This window comes from Undibacterium sp. 5I2, from assembly GCF_035019605.1.
Classification (GTDB): domain Bacteria; phylum Pseudomonadota; class Gammaproteobacteria; order Burkholderiales; family Burkholderiaceae_D; genus Undibacterium.
In genome coordinates, this window is record NZ_JASJVS010000072.1 from 1 (window position 1) to 18,296 (window position 18,296).

The following is an 18,296-nucleotide window of genomic DNA, read 5'->3' on the forward strand; positions in this document are numbered from 1 at the left end:
GGCGCACAAAAAGCCAAGGTAGCAGTTGAGGCAATCAAAGGCGAAAAGACGATCAATCAGATCGCCCAAGAGTTCGGCGTGCATCCGACGCAGGTTAGCCAGTGGAAGAAAGAATTACTGGAAAATGCAGGCAGTCTGTTTGAAGGCAAACCCGGTCCGAAACCGGCCAGCACACAGAACGACCCAGACCGTCTCTATGCCAAAATTGGGCAGCTGAATATGGAACTCGATTGGCTTAAAAAAGTCAGGGATCAGCCTCTAACGGAACGATTGGTCAGCGCCTTCCTGGAAACAAACAGATAGCCCGTCAACGACAGCGTGATAAAGACGACTGTACTGATGGTGAAATTTGTGCTGGGTAGAAATGACAGATCCGATACCACCATAGTGCCTATTCCGGCGAAGCAGTATTGTATACATGTGAGCAATCCGAGCGCATGGGCACCCTGATCACGGAAGTGATTGGTCACCATCACTTGCACGGGCGGGTTGATAAGCGCCGTGGCCAACCGCAGCAAGCAGGTTCCCACCGTCATCAGACCGACGGTGAGTAAGGTGTCGCGGGTAAATATCTGAGCCAAGATGACGGTTGTGCCCAGCAGCGACGTGTAAATCCCTATGCCAACGATGTGCTGCGGTGCCACGTTGTTTGCATTGAGCTTGCTCATCACGCGATTGCCCAGTAGATAAGCCAGGGCGATGCCGATGAACAGATAGGCATAATCAGTCTCCTTGATCCCATATTGATTAATGTACATAAAACTGGAAATGCTAATGAACGCATAGAAAGCAGCAAACGCTGAGCCAACAATTAACGCCAGACTCAGGAAGTAGCTGTTCTTAAGCACACTGCAATAATTCAGCACGTGCGTCTTCATGCTGAATTCTGCGCGGAACTCTTTTTGCCTGTGGTTACTTTCCCGTACCGCCACCCAAGCCCACGCGAACAAGGGAACTTCAAACAGAGCGATGGCCCAGAAGCAATTTCGCCAATTGGAGACCTTAACGATCCATGCACCCAGCACTGGCGCAAGAATCGGCGAAAGTACCAATCCGAGCACTAATAAGCCAGTAGCGTGAATTTGCGCCTTCTTGTCCATGGTGTCCTTGATGACTAGCCTTAAAACGATATAGATGGCCGCGCTACCCAAGGCCTGCGCGGCTCGCATCACGATCATGGCAGGCATCGTAGTACACAGCGCAATCCAAACCGAAGCCGCAATATGCACGAGCAAACAAGAAAGCACCACAGAACGGCGCCCCCACAACTCGCTGACGATCCCGATAAACAGCACGAAGAAGGCTTGGCTGTAGTTATAGACCGAGATAGTCAGATTACTCACGCCCATTGATACGCCAAATTCGCGGGAGATCAGAGGCAAGCCAGACAAAAAAATATCGGTGCATGCCTGGGTGGAAAAAAGAAGCAAAACCATCAGAATGACTGGAGGTGGTCGAACGCTGTTTGTATTCATAAGATAAACCTGCAAATAATATGCTCAGTGACAAGTCAGCGCTTGCAGTTGCTGTGTGAAGGGAGGACGGGTGTCTGCGCCGGTAAGTCCGTCCTCGCAGGTGCGTTGCAGCGCGGCTTGCAGGTCGGCATATTCGGAATCAGATACATTCGACGGCCTGTGCTCACGTACCTCTGTCGCGACGTAGCGCAATTGTTCCAGGTGTTCGCCTATATAGAACGGCAAGCGGACATCGCTGAGGTCAACCCGGTGACCGTCCGGAATAATGCGCGCGTGGCGTTCGTGCTTCGATTTATGGCGAAATCAGCCGCATCACACCTTGAATTTTACTTCTGTTTACGACACCAGCACAAGATCTCGCCGATTTGCCAACCGACGCGCCCACAGAGGAAAGTAGCGACAACAAGCCAGGAAAAATACCGGGACGCGGCAAACGTAGTCCCTTGTCGCCCGCACTGAAACGACTCGACATGCTGCATGACATACCGGCACACGAACGTACGTGCCCATGCGGTACACCGATGGTGGAAATCGGCGCAGACATCAGCGAGCAACTCGACATCGTGCCGATGCAGGTGCGTGTGCTGCGTCATATTCGCAAACGCTACGGCTGCCCTGGCAGTACGCACGCGCCGGTGACCGCAGCCTTGCCACCACAACCGCTTCCAAAAAGTAATGCCAGTGCCGACTTCCTCGCCATGCTCTTGACGACCAAATATGTCGACGGCTTGCCGCTGGCACGCTTTGAGTGTAATGGTCTAATGTTTACGGACACTTCGAAACACCACGCACACGGTCACATGACGTGTATGCGGCATCGAACTGCAACGACTGCACACTTCGTGCGAGCTGAGCCTTGAATTCATTGGCTTTCTTGCAATCTTTGCTTCTTTCCTTGCACCGCAGCTTGTACAGCGACCTTAGGTCTCCAGGAGCGCAATGTTCTCCCGCATACGCGCACGTAGCATTTCCTGCCATTCGGGTGCCAGCCAGTGAGCAACCAGGTCGAAACCCTTGGCGATGCGCGTCAGTAAGCTAGCAAGATAGCGACTAGCCTCGTCACTACTGTCGAAACCAAAACGATGGGCGTTGGCCAGTACCGCTGAGCGAGAAATATCGAAACGCCCGGTTGATAACTGCAGTGTCAACGTTCGCGGTGTCTCAAGCGGATTGGGCACGACATCAAAAGCAGGTGCCAGACGCCAGCGTCGTTGCTCGTGCTGATACACGACCGCATGATTTCGGACATGCTCATCATCATTTCCGCACACGGCATTAAAGACCATGCGGCCGAACAGCTCGCGCCAGTCCTCAACCGGAGTGCCTATAATGCGCAGCTCCTCCGCCAAGCGCGGATAGCTCCAAAGGTCGGTTTGCGTCAGCTTGTCCGGATACTCCGCCTGCAACAGTGAGGCGGCGCTAACACACATCAAGCGCCGCTCGCCAATTCGGTCATAGCGCAGCACGCGCACTGCACTAGTCCCCTCGGTGGCCGGATGCAAAACAGTCGCGGCGAAATCCAAACCGCTCGCCGCCCCCCATTGCTGGCCTACGTGCTCGAGGCAAGGGATGTCAGCAATATCGCTGGCGATGCTGGGCTTAACCAGCCAATATTGACCTTCATCGTCCCGCAAGCTCGCCTTGGGGCGCGCGCCCCCTACACTGGCAGTCTGTACTAAGCGTCGGCGAAGTCGGACGTCGACCGCCGGGCGTTGCGCGCTCATGGCAGCCAGTTCTTGTACCAGTAACGGTAATTGGAACAGCTTAGGGTGAGACAGCTGTGCTACCGAGGGGGTGGGTCTGGTACCTACAGCAAGTGCGCCCCAGCGGTCAGCGTTGTTAGAAAGAATCAGATAGCGTGCCAGCAGCGTGCCTTCGGGCAGATTGTGCTCGCGCCTAAGCAGCGCCTGACCCCATGAATCCGGGCACGCGTCGCGCAGCACATCGTGCAAACCATTGTAGCGTGACGCTGGCCGCTCGTCCTCCGGCCGGAAAGGCAAGTTGACCGGGTCTATCGCCCAGGTGAGGCCGGCATCGACATAACTGGGGGCGTACTTGAACCTACCCGTGCCTGCGACGGGGCCGGCAAGGTAGCGACCGACCGTGACCCACTCCCCATTGTCCGGACGCTGTAAATAAATAAACAGGGGCTTAGAAGTATTCCGCATCTGCTTCGCCTCCTCGTTCTTGTTGGCTGAGCTTGACTCGACGGTGGGGAGAGTCGGACCACAGTGCGGGTGCCAACGCAGGTATGCCATCCTCAAATACGCCCAGAATCAGCAGTGCAGCGAGGTACGCGCCAGCGGCTGTGCCGGGGTCGCCTCGCTCCATGCGGCGCAAAGTAGCCTCAGAAATACTCATGCGCGCACACAAGTCGGCGGCCGTAATGCGTTGGCGTAAGCGTTGTGTGTGGATACAGCGCCCCCAAGTGCTCAGGCGCTCCCTTACCAAAGTTGGCAAGGTATCCGTGTTCAAGAGCTTTTTAGGCATGCGCCAATCCCCTCATAAAAAGTGTATTGTAGAACATAATATGATTTCTATGAGGGCTTTTCAATGTAGAGGCCAATCATGACGCGGTCAACTTTTTTGCAAAACATGGCAAGACTGAGCCTATCCATTCGCCTGACTTTTACCAGATCCAAGCGGAAAGCTCGGTCCTTCATAGGCAGCGGACAAACCGCTTGGATTAAATCTGCGCTTCCCTAAGTTTATTGGCAGACACATGACGCTCCGCCAGAGGACGTGCAGCATCAACCACAGCCCCATTCTTGTGCCAGCGATACCAGTTATTGAGCGAAACTTCTGCGACCTCGCAAGCTTTAAACAAGCGCGCCCCTCGGTCGCACGCGACCCGAATCGGCGCAATCAATTCCTACCGATCGCTCAACGCAGTCATTCGTCCTCGCCCTCGTCCCACAGGGCGCGCAGCTTTTTTTGCAGCACCAATAACGCTGCTGCTTCTGCCAGCGCCTTATTTTTACGGTCTACTTCTCATTGCAATTCTTTAATTTTTTTCTCTTTCGATCGCGATAGCAAAAATCCTGCTTAGAGCAAAGGCTAAAGAAACTTTGCATATTCCAGAAAAATAAACTGATAGCGACTATAATTTGCATGAAACGTTAATAAGGATTCATTCAGTGGAGCGAGCAAATACGACTTTAGAACGCCCATTACGGTCAAAACAAAGTGCCTTGAAGCAAGTGGCGAGGACTTTGCTCGCTGGTAAGGTGTATCGTCGTGAGGACTTGGCACAGGTCTCCAATGCGGTTGATCGGCATCTGAGCGAATTAGTTGCTGATGGTGCTTTGAAGCGCTTGGCGCAAGGGCTTTACTACGTGCCTAAAAAATCGGTGTTTGGTGTACTTCCACCAGATGATCATGAATTGCTCACTGCTTTTTTGCGTGACAAGCATTTTTTAGTGTTCTCCCCATCAAGTTATAACGCTTTGGGCGTAGGAACCACGCAGCTTTATAACAAAACCATTGTATACAATCACAAACGGCACGGCGTGTTTTCGTTTGGAAATCGTCAGTTTGATTTCCGAGTTAAACCACGGTTTCCGAAAAAAATCACCTCTGAATTTTTGTTGGTTGATGTGATTAATAATTTAGATGAATTAGCAGAAGATAAGAACCAAGTGCTTCAAATGGTTGAGCGAAAACTAGCTTTATTCGATCAGGCTAAGTTGAAGCGTGCTGTTTCCGCCTTCGCTTCGGTCGCGACGAAGAAACGTTTTAAGGCTTGGTTTCATGCTTGAGCTTTTGCATACTCGTAGTGATTTTAACGAGCTTCTTGCGATTGTCGGACAGCAGCGCGGGATAGCGCCAGTACTCGTTGAAAAGGATTATTGGATTATGCATTGCCTGTGGGGTTTACAGCAGTCACAATTCCAGTTCGAGTTGAAAGGCGGTACGTCGTTATCGAAAGGCTTTGGCATTATCCATCGCTTTTCGGAAGATATTGATATTCGCATAGAGCCGCCAAGTGAGTTGCCAGTTAAGGCGGGACGTAATCATGACAAACCTGCGCATGTTGAATCTCGACGTGTTTATTATGATTGGCTCTCGCAACACATTCGTATTTCTGGAATCGAAAGCGTTCAGCGCGATACTGCCTTTGACGATGAGAAAATGCGCAGTGCTGGAATACGCTTGAATTACCCCAATCGAGTCAGTCAGCAGAGCGGTATTAAAGACGGCATTTTGTTGGAGTTGGGATTTGACGATACGACCCCTAACCGCCCCGTCACTATCTCGTCTTGGGCGTACGATGCAGCAGTGACCGCAGGGGTAAAGATTCAAGATAATCGTGCAATTGATGTACCCTGTTACCTACCAACCTATACTTTCGTCGAAAAATTACAGGCGGTATCGACCAAATACCGATTGCATAAATCGGGAAAGGCATTTCCTGCGAATTTCATGCGCCACTACTATGATATCTATTGCTTGCTAGCGCTGCCCGAAATTCAAGAATTTATCGGCACATCAGCCTACGAAGTCCGAAAGATTCAGCGTTTTCCGAAAGGGGATGAGTTGGTCGCAGCCAAAAATTCCGCCTTTCTTTTAGATGATCATGAAGAGCGAGCGAGATTTAAAAAAGAGTATCAAAAGACAGCGGCGCTGTATTACAACGGCCAGCCAGAATTAGAGGAAATTCTTTCGCGCATTGGGCAATTCATCGGCAAGATGTAATTGCCTGGATAAGTACCGTTGATGAGCCAGATCGTATGAGCACTAAATGGCGAGACTTTCGTCGAGCGTTTCGGGCAGTTGGGTTTTATAGCGGATCCACATATCCGGACAACAGTGTAAACCAGTGTCTGTCGAAAAGAGACGAAGCAGACCATGAGTGAAAATAAGAGAAAAATATTTAGCGGCGCACAAAAAGCCAAGGTGGCAGTTGAGGCGATCAAAGGCGAAAAGACGATCAATCAGATCGCCCAAGAGTTCGGCGTGCATCCGACGCAGGTCAGCCAGTGGAAGAAAGAATTATTGGAAAATTCAGACAGTCTGTTTGAAGCTAAACGCGGTCCGAAACCGGTCAGCACACAGAATGACCCAGACCGTCTCTATGCCAAAATTTGGCAACAGAATATGGAACTCGATTGGTTTAAGAAAAAGTCAGGGATCAGCCTGTAACGGAACGATTGCAGTGGGTAGAGTCGCTCTCTGCCCTTTCAATCGCCAAACAATGCTGTCTCGTTTCAGTCACGCGCTCGGTCGTGTACAACAAGAAAAAGCGTTTACAGGAAGAGATGAATCCGGGCACGCGTCTCGCATTACATCGCGCAGACCAAGCCCGCACCTCCTTCCGTTCCTGAAAATTCAAGCTGATCGCATTGGCACAGCAAGTCTTACTCAGCTACCTCAATCAAGGTAGCATTTTTTTCAAGATACTTTCTTTGGAATCCCGGTTGCATCAACAATTGTTGCGGCCACTTGTCGCTAGATGGAATGGCCGTGCCCGCTTTGACTCGATAGTTTTCCGCCTGATTCGGCTCACCTGCGCCCTTATACGTAGCAATGAATGGAAACGCATAGATCGGTCGAGTGGCCAAGGTCGGTTCCGGCCCCGCGGCGTAAGGTGCCGGCGCACGCTTCATCTGCATGCCACGGCCATCCGCGCCGTTAGCTGGTCCGGGTTGCATGTTCTCACCCGGAGGTGGACCCATCCGTCGGTCAGCTATTTTGCCGGCCTTGATGACCGTTGGTGCATGCCCTGACTCTACCCAATTCATCAATGGTGTCAGGGTATCGAGCTGCGCGAAACCATCGCCGCCACCGCAATGGCCTACACCGGGCAGCATGAACAGTTTGACGAAACGGTCGGTTGTGTCTTTGCTCAGTTGATTTTGTACCGCCTGATAATAAGCAATCGATACCATCGGGGCGATAGAATTATCTGACCAGCCGTGCCACATCAACAGCTTGCCGCCACGGCTAGAATAAGCCGACAGATCCGGATTGCTGGCGTCTAACAGCCCGTGCAAGCGGCTGACACGCGCTAACTGGGTCATCGTGAAAGGGAACTGGTTCGCATGGCTTTCATCTGCAGTCGGTGTCGTATAAATCAGATGGCTCATGTTTTCCAGCATTTTCCCGGAAAAGCCGCTGTCTGCTTGCGGTGTTTTTGGGTTTGGCCGTGGCTGGATAAAATCCCATTGCAATTCCGAGCCCGGTTGTGATCCACCCGGTAAAAAATGCTTGCCCTCGGCATCGCTTGGCCCGGCATACAGCCGTTCGGCGACCGACCATTCGGCTTGGGTCAGGCAGTTGCTGCTATCTGTGCTGCCGGCTTGGCAAACGATCCAGGATGGCTGGATTTTGCAGGCGCGCGGGTCAGACAGCAAGCCGTCTCGGTTCCCATCCAGCATATCGCAATGTGCAATGACGGCAGCGTGCAGCAGCGGCAGTTTATCCGCATAGAGAATGGTCTTGCCTTGCTCATCGAGGTTGGCGGCCGTCGTCCACGCGTGCCAGAAACTGTTTTGTACAGTGAACAGCATCGCTGGGGCACCGGCCGAGATACCATCGAAATCATCGGGGTAGCGCTGCGCTTCCATCAAGGCTTCGCGGCCGCCATCTGAACAGCCGGAAAAATAGGCATAGCGAGCGGTTTGCCCATAAAAAATGCGTATCAATTCTTTGGCCGCCAGCGCAGTCAAATGGTTGGCACGATAGGCGAAGTCGATCAGCTTTTGTGGCTCCTTGCCGAAGTCACCGGCGCTCGGGGACATCATCGAACCTTGATGGCCAAGGTCGCTGGCTGCCACGACAAACTGGCCATCGAGCGCCGGCAGGCAGCTTGCGGCATTCCCGATGGAGGCATTGATATCACCGCACAAGCCGCCGCAGCCGGCTTGTAAATAGCGTTGCGTCCACTTTGTAAGGGGAAGATCGACTTCAAAACCTATGCTGGGTGCGATATTGCCTTTTACCTGACAAAACTCACCCTTCGCGGTAGTGATCAGGCTAGCCTTGAGGCTGACCGCGGCACCGGTAACACCGGCCAGATCGGCATCGGCCAGGGCCGCGCAGGAGATGACTGGTTTGACCACGCCAAGCTGCGCCGGCAGAACATTTTTTTGTACGGTGGCAGCATAGGCTGGCGAGCTCAATATCGCTGTGGTGAGTAATATTGACAATAAACTGGCAAACAGGCTGGTCAATAAGCGGCAAATTGTTTTGGATAAGAACACCATAAATAGTCCTGTGTAGGATGAAAGAATGATCAGCCGGAATTTTATATTTCATTGCGGTAGTGAAGTCAGATTTCCACGCGGAAACTAAGTTCTGTTACAAAAAAGAGCTCATTTACCAGATTCTTCGCGATGTCCCTTGACCCCCAGTTTCCAATAGCCGGCAGACTGGATAGCTGATTTTTGCACCAAACGCTCATTGAGCAGATGGGTAACGACGGTTTTGACCATGGAAGATTCTCCGGCTACCCAAAACTGGCAATCTGTTATGTCAATCAGCGCATCCTTGAGCGACTGTTCAAGTTGACCGGTCGTGCCGGGTATCCGCTTGCCTGCGTACAGCCAATGAACTTTCAGTCGGGCCAGCGTATCGATGCGCTGTTCATCGGCTTGGTTGGCTACCTCAACGAACATTTCTGCCTGTACCTGCGCCGGTAAATCAGCAGCGATGGCTGACATGGCAGGAAGCGCGGTGATATCGCCAAGCAGTATGTATCTTTGTATGGATTGACGTATTTCGGCACCAGCGCGCGGAGCCGAGAGTTGCAGGGTATCGCCGATTTTCGCACGGCTAAGCCAATACGAGGCCGGGCCATTATCGCCATGTAAAACCAGCTCGAGTTCCACTTGTCCATCAGCCGGCTTCAGCCGGCGTATCGTGTAAGCACGGCTTGCCGGCGGCCGCTGATCTGGTGCCGGAAAAAATACTTTTACCCACTGCGCCGGTTTGTCGCTGACGAAATTGCGCAGGCCATCCCCCACGAGAGTCAGTCGGCGCATCGATGGGGTGATATCGTGTATCTGCAGCACCTGAACCGGGGTCAGTGTGCGTGTGCGTTCAGTCGGTTTCATCCGCATCTTGAATTCCATTATCTGGTGAGGATGGCGCGCGCGGTCTCACGCAACAGTTTTGCGATGCGTGCCTGTTCATCTGGCGATGCCGCAGCCGATTGACGCAATGCCGCCTTGAGCGCATGCCGGGCTTCCAGCAATTCAGGCAAAGCATGCTCCTCGCGCCCATCGAGCTCTTGGTCGGGCTCGCCCGCATAAGCACGGCGGACCGAATCCATACGGTGGGCGATGCTGCTCAGTTTGGCAAATATCATATCGACGCGTTCTTGATTTGCTGCGAGGTATTGCAGTCCCTCATCGGCTATGGAATAACACTTACGGTTGCTCTCAAGTGTGGCCGTGATATAGCCGAGTTCGTCGAGATAGGTCAGGGCTGGATACACCATGCCAGGGCTGGGCGAGTAAAAGCCGTTAGAGCGCGCGCCAAGTTCTTTGATCAGCTCGTAGCCATGCGCCGGTTTTTCAGCCAACATTGCCAAGATCATTAATTGTAAATCTTGCGAGGTGAATTTCCGACCAGGCGGAAATCCATCGCCTTCGCCAAATCCGTCGAAACTGCCGCGCTGTCGGTGTCCGCTGCCGCCACCGCCATGGCGACCGCCTATGGCATGTAGTGTGGCGTGCTCTGAGAAGTGCCTGAGAAAATTGCGCTCGCCATGGCCGTGGCCTTGATGCTTACTGTGTGAGTGATTGTGCATATTGAGTCCTGGTATATTGATTAAGTATCTTAAGTTACATCCAACGATATATCTTAAGATATACAATTTTATTCGCAGCGTCAAGAGAAGCGTGAACTTAATTAGCGTTTCCATACAAGCGCGCTGGCCATTGCGGCGCGCGTAGGCGGGAATCCAGTGACGGTGGGGCGATTGGGTGGATGCGTAAGCGACTTAACTTGTGGGTAATGATCAGGTGCGGCACAAGTGTTACGGCAGCTTGAAGAGCAGACGGATCAGCAGAATTGGGTTTACGCTGCCGCTCGGCTTACATCAAATACATTTGTACAAATATATTCAGGCAAAACCTATTTGTACAAATTTAAAGTGCTATGATGAAAAGCAGCAGCAGCAGCTGATAAGCTCTGCGAAGCAGGCAACTGCGATTACAAGTCAGCCAAGGGCGTATTCGCGGCCCGCTCATCAGCGTGCAAGGCAGTGATCAATGTTGCCAGATCTTTTTCCAAGCGCTGCAAGGTGCGCGTATCGAGGCCAGACAAGGCGTCTGGCAAGACCCCGCTGAACGGTGTCGGTGCCGTCTTCAGGACTTTTCTTCCTTTGGCTAAGATCGTCAGCCGCACCGAGCGCCTATCGGTTGCATGCTTTTTTGCCGCGATCAATTCTTGCTGAATCAAGGTTTTGACCATATTGCTGGCGGTTGACTGATGAATATCCATCGCCTGCGCCAGTTGGTTGACGCTGATTTCAGGCTGCGTTTGAATCACGCTCAATGCCCACACCTGGGCACCGCCAATGCCCGTGCTTTTTTCTACCTGACGAAAATGGACCTTGACTGCATTAACGACTACCCGGAACTGGCGCAACACCCGCGTCGCCGGCAGCGTGTTCTCGGTATTCTCAGCAGTCTTTGCTGCTTGACGTGGTGCGCGCGTAGCGGCTTTTTCGGTATGGATAGGCATATGCCTATGATAACGGATATTGGCATAGCTGGAAATTATCAACAGCACCAAATACCACGAACAGGACACTCTGCATGAAGCTCGACCAACACATCGCGGCAGCCTTAAAAAGGGAACTGACCGATTGGGACATCTGGCAAACACGCATCGTGGTGGTGGCCATGGCGGCGCTTGCTGGTTTGGTGGTGGTCGGATTTACCTGGTTGTCGGAGCAGGCCTTGTCGATCTTCTTTAAAATCACGGCCGGTCATTGGTGGCTGGCCTTACTCTGGACGCCATTTTGCACGGCCATCATCGTTTGGCTGACGCGTCGCATTGCCACCGGTGCGGCCGGCTCAGGCATTCCACAGGTGATGGCCGCCTTAGATCCGACGGTTGACAGTTCGAACCGCTGGCTCTTCGTGTCGCTCAAACTCAGTTTGGCAAAAATTGTATTGACGGCTTCCGGTTTTCTGGCCGGACTCTCACTCGGCCGCGAAGGGCCTTCGGTGCAAATCGCCGCCGGCATCATGTTGTCAGCTAGGCGCTGGCTACCGGCGCGCGCCAGCGTGAACGAACACGGCTTGTTGGTCGCCGGTGGGGCGGCAGGAATTGCCGCCGCCTTTAATACCCCCTTAGCCGGCGTGATGTTTGCCATTGAAGAATTATCGCGTCTGCCGGAACAACGCAGCAGCGGCTTGCTGGTCGCTTGTATCGTCTTGGGCGGCTTGATAGCCGTCTCACTGACGGGCAATGCCACTTACTTCGGCGTGATTCACACCGCCGAGGCCGGCCTCACGCTGTTGTTACCGGGCTTGTTAGTGGCCTTGCTCAGCGGCTTAGCCGGTGGTTTATTTTCCCGTCTGTTGATCGCCTCTTTGAGTGGCATGGGAAATGACCGCCTCAGTTGCCTGCGCCGTAGCCGTCCGGTCGCCTTTGCTGCTGTATGCGGCTTGGGCGTCGCCGTGATTGGCGTGGTCAGCGGTGGCGCAACCTTTGGCAGCGGTTATTTTCACACTCGTGAAGTGTTGGGAGGGGCGGAAAACACCTTCAGTATTTACATGATCTTAAAATTTATCGCCACTTGGCTGACCACCTGGTCTGGTGTGCCAGCAGGGATATTCGCGCCCTCGCTGGCGATAGGCGCAGCACTTGGCAATGATGTTGCGCATTTATTACATTCTCCGCTCGCTCCGGCCCTCATGGCTCTCGGTATGGCAGGTTTCTTGGCCGCAGTGACTCAGGCACCGTTGACATCGTTCATCATTGTGATGGAAATGGTCGATGGCCACGCGATGGTATTAAGCTTGATGGCTTGCGCGCTGGTTTCCAGCGTGATTTCCAAAGTACTGAGCCGACCGCTGTACCCTTCGTTAGCACAACTGCAGCTTCAACGTAGCATGCCAAGCCTGCCAGTTAAGCCAGCTCATTAATAGAATGCACAGTGAATGCGTTTTTCCCCTATAATCGATTGGTACAAATATATTGCCTTATGGCACCAATCTGCAGCGGTTTTTTTCTGGCGAGGTAGGCCAACTGCGCAGTGCCCTGAAAGATAGGGTTTCAAACCAAAGTGAGTTGATGATGATTCGGAAAAATCTCGGCGTTCGTATCGGTGGCATTGCGCTTGCCGTCACGCTGTTAGTCGTGGCCGGGTACGCGCTGCGTCCCAAAGAAGAAAAATTTCCCGATACATCAGCGCTCTTGGTATCGGTGTGGACGCAACATGGACTCGAAGCGAGCGCGCAAATGGCGTGCTTCAAAAAAAATCCATCTTGGCAAGATCTCAATGCTGCGCAACGCGATGCACTGTCGCCGCTGGCTAAGGCGTGGAATACTTTGCATGCAGAACGAAAGCAAAAATGGCTGCATGTGACCCAGAAATTTTTCGCGATGAAACCGGAGCAGCAACAGCGCGCCCAAGATCGCATGCGTGCTTGGGCCAATCTGAGCCCGGTCCAGCGTGATATCGCGCGTGAAAATTATGCGCAGGCTGTGCAGATCGACGCACACGAAAAAGCGCTGCTTTGGGAACAATATCAGCAATTACCGTATGAGAAAAAACAACAATTAGCCAAAGCGAACAAGGCAAAAAAAAGAATCACGAATTTACCTTCGGCTCAAGAGCTGGAAGCCTTGGAAGCGCGCGGCGTCCCTTCGTTCAAATCTGGCCTCAAGAACGATCGCTCGATGACTGCGCAAGTGTTGCCGTCAAAAAGCAAGGAAAGCGCCGATTAAAGCTGGTATAGAAAACTGATCAACTCTGATTTATTGCTGCAGTTGGTCTTCACTTTAATATGTTTGATATGGCTCTCTACCGTTCGCGGTGAAATATGCAAGAGGCAGGCGATCTCGCGCGCTACCTTACCAATCAATAAGAGCTTGGCCACCTCCCGTTCCCGCAGCGTCAATATGCTCGTAGTGGAACACACTGGCAGCTTACTGCGCACAAGCTGTTCACCTTCATCTTCAAAAAAATGCATACACGGCAGGGAAAGTCTGTGGCGATCGGCTGCCTGAATTAACTCCACCGCCTTGAGCTTAAAACTATCTGCAAAATGTTCCAGCGCATTTAAGTTATTGATACAAAAATTCAATGCGGAAACAGCGAAAACAGGGGCGTAATAAATAATATATTCATGATATTCATGCTCTTTGTTAATGAGCATGAACGCATGATCGTGATTGAATAGTTCACGTAAATCACCTAGCTGCTGCTTGCACTGTGCGCGCCAGAATTTCGGGTACTCATTGACTGTAATTTCAACAATGGCAAAACGCTCAGTGGCAGAAACATAACTGGGTGTATCGGCACCGACTAAATATGTCTCTTTATAAAAAGCATGTTCAAACGCCAGCGCATTCGACCATAATTCCGTGCGCGCACCGTCAGAATAAATACGCGAATAAGAAAAGCCGTTAAGCCCGTACTGTTTGAAAAATGGTCTGCAGATTTGGAAAACGCCGCTGGCGAGTTCTGATGAAATATGGACTGGCTTATTCAAAGAGCTCATTTTATATCGTTCGTATAAGCGCGGTTTTATCGTTATCAATGCTTGAACATTGCACTATTTTTCTTTAGCGCAAAGAAAAATAAATTTCTCATATCCGTAAAAAATACGGATGTCGAAAATTCTCAAAAAAGTTATGCTTGATTTTAATTGACGACACATTCAGCGTCGCGAAAATAAATTTCTATCCGCCTTCATTCATAGTGCGGCAACGCATATGTAGCGAATCACAAAGCGTATTGGCCGGGTTCGGCGTATTGCACAACACTTCACTCTGCTGGCTTGTTACTAGATTCAATTTCATGCCAAGAGTTCAGATTGACTGAAGTGCGCTTGCGGGGAGGTGAATATTCATCAACAACAAAAGCAATAGCAGCAGTAAAACAGCAGTACCGGATCTACTTCATCTTGCTGGTAAGCCGCTTCGGCAAGCGCTGGCGGATGTTGGTTCAATCGTGGCGCATAGGGAGAGTGACAATGGATAAATTGGTTGCAACATTAAACAGCATTATTTGGAGCCCCGCCTTGATTTTTTTATGCTTGGCTGTGGGACTGTATTTCTCATTCAAAACCCGGTTTTTACAACTGCGCCACATCGGCGAAATGATCAAACTCATCTTCAACAATAAAAAAGAAGAGACCGGCGTATCGTCTTTTCAAGCATTGGCCATGACCTTGGCCGGCCGCGTCGGTACCGGGAATATCGCCGGTGTTGCTACCGCCATTACTTTCGGTGGGCCGGGCGCGATATTTTGGATGTGGGTGGTCGCTTTTCTCGGTGCCAGTTCAGCTTTTGTGGAAACCACCTTAGGGCAAATTTATAAAGAAAAAATTGACGGCGAATTTCGCGGTGGTCCGGCGTTTTATATTGAAAAAGGTTTGGGCATCAAATGGTTTGCTTGGGTCTTTGCCATCGTCAGTATTTTTTCGAATGGCTTTCTTTTACCCAGCGTGCAGTCCAATACCATTGCCTCGGCGATGGACACGGCCTTAGGCATCGCACCGACGGTCACGGCAGCGGTGTTGGCAGTGATCTTGGGCTTTGTTATTCTGGGTGGGGTTAAACGCATCGCCATCTTCGCCAGTACCATCGTGCCCTTCATGGCACTTGGCTACATCATGGTGGCCTTTGTTGTCGTCGTATTGCACATCGAGAAATTGCCTGGTGTGCTCACTTTGATCGTGCAGAGCGCCTTCGGCTACCACGCCGGATTCGGTGCCATACTTGGTTTGGCAATACAGTGGGGGGTTAAACGCGGCGTCTACTCCAACGAAGCCGGACAAGGTTCCGCCCCGCATGCCTCGAGTGCCGCAGCCGTCTCGCATCCGAGCAAGCAGGGCTTGGTGCAAGCTTTTTCAGTCTACGTCGACACCTTGTTTGTTTGCTCGGCAACTGCCTTCATGTTGCTTATTACCGGACAATACAATGTCGAAAATGAAGCCGGTACCGCCCTCTATGCTGGTGTGCAAGGTGTGGCGGCCGGGCCTGGCTATGTGCAAGTCGCGATGGAAAATGTCTTACCCGGTTTCGGCTCTGTCTTCGTCGCTGTGGCACTGTTCCTGTTCGCACTGACCACGATCGTTGCCTATTACTATGTTGCCGAAACAAATATTGTGTATATGACTCGTCGATTCAAGCTTCCCTGGCTCAGTGCGGCTTTGAAAATCGCACTCATTACCTCTACCGTTTATGGCACGGTACGTACCGCCGACTTGGCTTGGGGCTTAGGCGATCTGGGTGTGGGGCTGATGGCATGGTTAAATATCACCGCTATCATTTTATTGCAAAAACCGGCTTTTCTTGCTCTGCGTGATTATGAAGCACAACAAGCTCAAGGGCTGGATCCGGTATTTGAACCGGAAAAGTTGGGTATAAAAAATGCCGATTTTTGGCTCAAAAAATAAGTAAAGAATCGCGTCAATGGTCTCCGCGTCGCTTTAATACAGCGGCGCGATCTCCATCGTCCGGCTTACGTGGAGCTCGCCGATGAAGTGACTGCTCATGACAATAATTTGATCATGGCAGCTTTGTTTGGCATTGAGTGTATGCGTGAAATGCTCGATGGCAGGTCGATCGAGCCCGTTCAAGGGCTCATCCAAAAGCAGCAGTGCCACCGGTGCGGCGAGCGCCAGCGCCAGCTGTAATTTTTTATATTGACCCATTGATAATTTTATAATAAAAATATATGCGCTTCCATAGCAATGTTGTTTTATTTTTTTTAATCCACAATTTGTTTAAGTACGAACTTCAGAAAATTCCCACACAAATTTTTATTGTAATCCGCACCGATTTTCAATTAGAGTGTTTTTTTGAGTCATTATTTATCGGATTTGCGCGTAAAACCCCGTCGTTCAGGGCGGGGATGTAAGCGCGGACGGCGAAGCCGTCCTTACACCTGCCCTTGACTTTAATGCGGCGTCCGCTGCTGCTCAATGTACTTGCGAATAACTGCGATCGGAGCACCGCCGCAGCTTCCGGCAAAGTAGCTGGGCGACCACAAAGCGCCGCCCCATAGTCTCTTCTTGATGCTGGGATCATTCTTCTTCCTGATAAGTAGGCTCGATATTCCCTTGAGACTGTTCACCAGTTTCGACACGGCCACTTTGGGCGGATAGTTCACCAGCAAGTGTACGTGGTCATCCTCGCCGTCGAACTCTACCAGTTCCGCTTCGAAGTCAACGCAGACACTGGCGAATATCGGGCGCAGGTCGTCAAGAATCTCTTTTGTAAACACTCCGCGACGGTATTTTGTCACGAAGACCAGATGGACATGCATCATGAACATGCAATGCCTGCCAGTTCTAATATCGTTGTTTTCATCGATCATAGACCAGAGTATGATTGAATCATGCAACGACTTCAAGCCTTTAAATTCGAATTGATGCCAAACGGCGAACAACAGCGCGACATGCGCCGTTTCGCCGGATCGTGTCGGTTCGTCTATAACAAGGCGCTGGCGATGTAAAAAGAAAATCACGAAGCAGGAAACAAGTTCATTGGCTATGTGCCAATGGCGGCTAATCTACCGATTTGGAAGCGGGAAGCTGGAACGGAATGGCTCAAAGAAACACCATCCCAGGCACTGCAACATGCCTTGAAGGACTTGGAGAAAGCGTACAAGAATTTCTTCGCCAAACGCGCCGACTTTCCGCGCTTCAAGCGAAAAGGCAGCGGCGACAGCTTCCGCTATCCTGAGCCGAAACAGATCAAGCTCGATCAGGACAATAGCCGCATTCTCTTGCCGAAACTCGGTTGGTTGCGCTATCGAAACAGCCGGGACGTGCTGGGCGAGGTGCGCAACGCCACCGTGAGCCAGTCGGGCGGCAAGTGGTTCGTGTCGATTCAAACCGAGCGGGAAATTCTTCAACCTTTGCCGACAGCCACAAACGCCATTGGCATTGATGTTGGCATTGCCAGGTTCGCCACCATGAGCGACGAAAACTATATCGCGCCGCTCAATAGTTTCAAGAAGCATCAGCAGCGCGTGGCTCGTTACCAGCGCCGCATGAGCCGCAAGCTCAAATTCAGCAACAACTGGAAAAAGGCGAAAGCTAAAGTTCAAAAGATTCACGCCGGCATCGCTCATGCCCGGAAAGACTTCCTGCACAAAACCACAACGACGATCAGCCAAAACCACGCGCTCGTCTGCATTGAGGATTTGCAGGTACGGAACATGTCCAAGTCATCGAAGGGAAACAGCGAACAGCACGGCAAGATGGTGAAACAGAAGTCCGGCCTGAACCGCGCCATCCTCGACCAGGGCTGGGGCGAATTCAGGCGGCAGCTCGACTACAAGGTCGCGTGGAACGGCGGCATTCTGCTAGCCGTGCCGCCGCACCATACCAGTCAGACATGCCCGTGCTGCGGCCATGTCTCGAAAGACAATCGGCAAACACAAGCGAAATTCTTGTGCGTCGATTGCGGTTACGAAAATCACGCCGATGTCGTTGGCGCGATCAATGTGTTAGAGCGGGGATACCGCTTGTTAGCCTGTGGAGAGATGGTGCAGTCAGGCCGCTCGAAGAAGCAGGAACCCACCGAAGCGACTCGCAAATCATCGCGCTGTAGTGGTCAAGTTATTTCGGACACATCAATAGGTTTTTTTTCTGCCATTTCTTTTTCGTAAATCATGGGCGGCAA

17 protein-coding genes and 2 pseudogenes are annotated in these 18,296 nt (G+C 51.7%); 9 read left to right on the forward strand and 10 right to left on the reverse strand.

Annotated features, from left to right (window positions below):
• Nucleotides 1–243 (forward strand): annotated as a pseudogene (locus QN359_RS17585) (transposase); the annotation flags it as partial.
• A gap of 8 nt (nt 244–251) precedes the next feature.
• Here QN359_RS17585 and QN359_RS17590 read toward each other — a convergent pair.
• Entirely contained in the window at nt 252–1,475 is a 1,224-nt protein-coding gene (locus QN359_RS17590) for an MFS transporter (RefSeq protein ID WP_322250040.1), read from the reverse strand.
• A 470-nt stretch (nt 1,476–1,945) separates the two neighbouring features.
• Here QN359_RS17590 and QN359_RS17595 point away from each other — a divergent pair, with 470 nt between their 5' ends.
• The gene (locus QN359_RS17595) at nt 1,946–2,335 is read left to right on the forward strand and encodes an IS66 family transposase zinc-finger binding domain-containing protein (RefSeq protein ID WP_416200212.1); all 390 of its coding nucleotides are present in this window, start codon (nt 1,946–1,948) and stop codon (nt 2,333–2,335) included.
• Nucleotides 2,336–2,395: 60 nt separating this feature from the next.
• On the opposite strand, the gene QN359_RS17600 is transcribed toward QN359_RS17595, so the two are convergent.
• Entirely contained in the window at nt 2,396–3,643 is a 1,248-nt protein-coding gene (locus QN359_RS17600) for a HipA domain-containing protein (RefSeq protein WP_322250039.1), read from the reverse strand.
• Entirely contained in the window at nt 3,627–3,965 is a 339-nt protein-coding gene (locus QN359_RS17605; RefSeq protein ID WP_322250038.1) for a hypothetical protein, read from the reverse strand. The genes QN359_RS17600 and QN359_RS17605 overlap by 17 nt, the downstream gene beginning before the upstream one ends.
• Before the next feature lie 647 nt (nt 3,966–4,612).
• Here QN359_RS17605 and QN359_RS17610 point away from each other — a divergent pair.
• The 3 genes from QN359_RS17610 (at nt 4,613) to QN359_RS17620 (ending at nt 6,617) form a co-directional block, all read left to right on the forward strand.
• Nucleotides 4,613–5,233 (forward strand): DUF6088 family protein, encoded by a 621-nt coding sequence (locus QN359_RS17610; RefSeq protein ID WP_322250037.1) that lies wholly within the window; start codon nt 4,613–4,615, stop codon nt 5,231–5,233.
• Entirely contained in the window at nt 5,226–6,170 is a 945-nt protein-coding gene (locus QN359_RS17615; RefSeq protein WP_322250036.1) for a nucleotidyl transferase AbiEii/AbiGii toxin family protein, read from the forward strand. Before QN359_RS17610 ends, QN359_RS17615 begins: the two co-directional genes overlap by 8 nt.
• A gap of 153 nt (nt 6,171–6,323) precedes the next feature.
• The gene (locus tag QN359_RS17620) at nt 6,324–6,617 is read left to right on the forward strand and encodes a helix-turn-helix domain-containing protein (RefSeq protein ID WP_323493601.1); all 294 of its coding nucleotides are present in this window, start codon (nt 6,324–6,326) and stop codon (nt 6,615–6,617) included.
• A 215-nt stretch (nt 6,618–6,832) separates the two neighbouring features.
• Here the strand turns inward: QN359_RS17620 and QN359_RS17625 are convergent, their stop codons facing one another.
• The 4 genes from QN359_RS17625 to QN359_RS17640 all read right to left on the reverse strand — a co-directional run bounded on the left by QN359_RS17625 (nt 6,833) and on the right by QN359_RS17640 (nt 11,213).
• A complete protein-coding gene (locus QN359_RS17625; RefSeq protein WP_322250033.1) occupies nt 6,833–8,680 on the reverse strand; it encodes a tannase/feruloyl esterase family alpha/beta hydrolase in 1,848 nt (615 codons plus the stop codon).
• A gap of 108 nt (nt 8,681–8,788) precedes the next feature.
• Nucleotides 8,789–9,535, reverse strand: coding sequence for a siderophore-interacting protein (locus QN359_RS17630; protein WP_322250032.1), 747 nt, complete (start codon nt 9,533–9,535; stop codon nt 8,789–8,791).
• A gap of 11 nt (nt 9,536–9,546) precedes the next feature.
• Nucleotides 9,547–10,227, reverse strand: a complete 681-nt coding sequence (locus QN359_RS17635) for a PadR family transcriptional regulator (RefSeq protein ID WP_322250031.1) — start codon at nt 10,225–10,227, stop codon at nt 9,547–9,549.
• Between the two features lie 404 nt (nt 10,228–10,631).
• Nucleotides 10,632–11,213 carry a MarR family winged helix-turn-helix transcriptional regulator gene (locus tag QN359_RS17640; protein WP_323493602.1) on the reverse strand — a complete coding sequence of 194 codons (582 nt, stop codon included), beginning with the start codon at nt 11,211–11,213 and terminating at the stop codon, nt 10,632–10,634.
• Nucleotides 11,214–11,239: 26 nt separating this feature from the next.
• Here QN359_RS17640 and QN359_RS17645 point away from each other — a divergent pair, with 26 nt between their 5' ends.
• Nucleotides 11,240–12,577 (forward strand): chloride channel protein, encoded by a 1,338-nt coding sequence (locus QN359_RS17645; protein ID WP_322250029.1) that lies wholly within the window; start codon nt 11,240–11,242, stop codon nt 12,575–12,577.
• A gap of 151 nt (nt 12,578–12,728) precedes the next feature.
• Complete coding sequence (locus QN359_RS17650) at nt 12,729–13,382, forward strand: DUF3106 domain-containing protein (RefSeq protein WP_322250028.1); 654 nt, start codon at nt 12,729–12,731, stop codon at nt 13,380–13,382.
• Here QN359_RS17650 and QN359_RS17655 read toward each other — a convergent pair.
• A complete protein-coding gene (locus QN359_RS17655; protein ID WP_322250027.1) occupies nt 13,379–14,158 on the reverse strand; it encodes a response regulator transcription factor in 780 nt (259 codons plus the stop codon). The two genes, QN359_RS17650 and QN359_RS17655, sit on opposite strands and share 4 nt — an antisense overlap.
• A gap of 474 nt (nt 14,159–14,632) precedes the next feature.
• Here QN359_RS17655 and QN359_RS17660 point away from each other — a divergent pair, with 474 nt between their 5' ends.
• On the forward strand, nt 14,633–16,060 hold the full coding sequence (locus QN359_RS17660) for an alanine/glycine:cation symporter family protein (RefSeq protein WP_322250026.1): 1,428 nt from the start codon (nt 14,633–14,635) through the stop codon (nt 16,058–16,060).
• Between the two features lie 33 nt (nt 16,061–16,093).
• Here QN359_RS17660 and QN359_RS17665 read toward each other — a convergent pair whose 3' ends face one another.
• Both QN359_RS17665 and tnpA read right to left on the reverse strand, forming a co-directional pair.
• The gene (locus QN359_RS17665; RefSeq protein WP_322250025.1) at nt 16,094–16,318 is read right to left on the reverse strand and encodes a hypothetical protein; all 225 of its coding nucleotides are present in this window, start codon (nt 16,316–16,318) and stop codon (nt 16,094–16,096) included.
• A 245-nt stretch (nt 16,319–16,563) separates the two neighbouring features.
• A complete protein-coding gene (tnpA, locus tag QN359_RS17670) occupies nt 16,564–16,980 on the reverse strand; it encodes an IS200/IS605 family transposase (protein ID WP_322251039.1) in 417 nt (138 codons plus the stop codon).
• Nucleotides 16,981–17,004: 24 nt separating this feature from the next.
• Here tnpA and QN359_RS17675 point away from each other — a divergent pair.
• Nucleotides 17,005–18,282 (forward strand): annotated as a pseudogene (locus QN359_RS17675) (RNA-guided endonuclease InsQ/TnpB family protein).
• The last annotated feature ends 14 nt before the right edge of the window (nt 18,283–18,296 follow it).

Coding starts and splice junctions, on each gene's coding strand:
- QN359_RS17590 (WP_322250040.1), bottom strand. CDS start 1,475: ATGAATACAAACAGCGTTCGACCACCTCCAGTCATTCTGATGGTTTTG.
- QN359_RS17595 (WP_416200212.1), top strand. CDS start 1,946: ATGCTGCATGACATACCGGCACACGAACGTACGTGCCCATGCGGTACA.
- QN359_RS17600 (WP_322250039.1), bottom strand. CDS start 3,643: ATGCGGAATACTTCTAAGCCCCTGTTTATTTATTTACAGCGTCCGGAC.
- QN359_RS17605 (WP_322250038.1), bottom strand. CDS start 3,965: ATGCCTAAAAAGCTCTTGAACACGGATACCTTGCCAACTTTGGTAAGG.
- QN359_RS17615 (WP_322250036.1), top strand. CDS start 5,226: ATGCTTGAGCTTTTGCATACTCGTAGTGATTTTAACGAGCTTCTTGCG.
- QN359_RS17620 (WP_323493601.1), top strand. CDS start 6,324: ATGAGTGAAAATAAGAGAAAAATATTTAGCGGCGCACAAAAAGCCAAG.
- QN359_RS17625 (WP_322250033.1), bottom strand. CDS start 8,680: ATGGTGTTCTTATCCAAAACAATTTGCCGCTTATTGACCAGCCTGTTT.
- QN359_RS17630 (WP_322250032.1), bottom strand. CDS start 9,535: ATGCGGATGAAACCGACTGAACGCACACGCACACTGACCCCGGTTCAG.
- QN359_RS17635 (WP_322250031.1), bottom strand. CDS start 10,227: ATGCACAATCACTCACACAGTAAGCATCAAGGCCACGGCCATGGCGAG.
- QN359_RS17645 (WP_322250029.1), top strand. CDS start 11,240: ATGAAGCTCGACCAACACATCGCGGCAGCCTTAAAAAGGGAACTGACC.
- QN359_RS17650 (WP_322250028.1), top strand. CDS start 12,729: ATGATTCGGAAAAATCTCGGCGTTCGTATCGGTGGCATTGCGCTTGCC.
- QN359_RS17655 (WP_322250027.1), bottom strand. CDS start 14,158: ATGAGCTCTTTGAATAAGCCAGTCCATATTTCATCAGAACTCGCCAGC.
- QN359_RS17660 (WP_322250026.1), top strand. CDS start 14,633: ATGGATAAATTGGTTGCAACATTAAACAGCATTATTTGGAGCCCCGCC.
- QN359_RS17665 (WP_322250025.1), bottom strand. CDS start 16,318: ATGGGTCAATATAAAAAATTACAGCTGGCGCTGGCGCTCGCCGCACCG.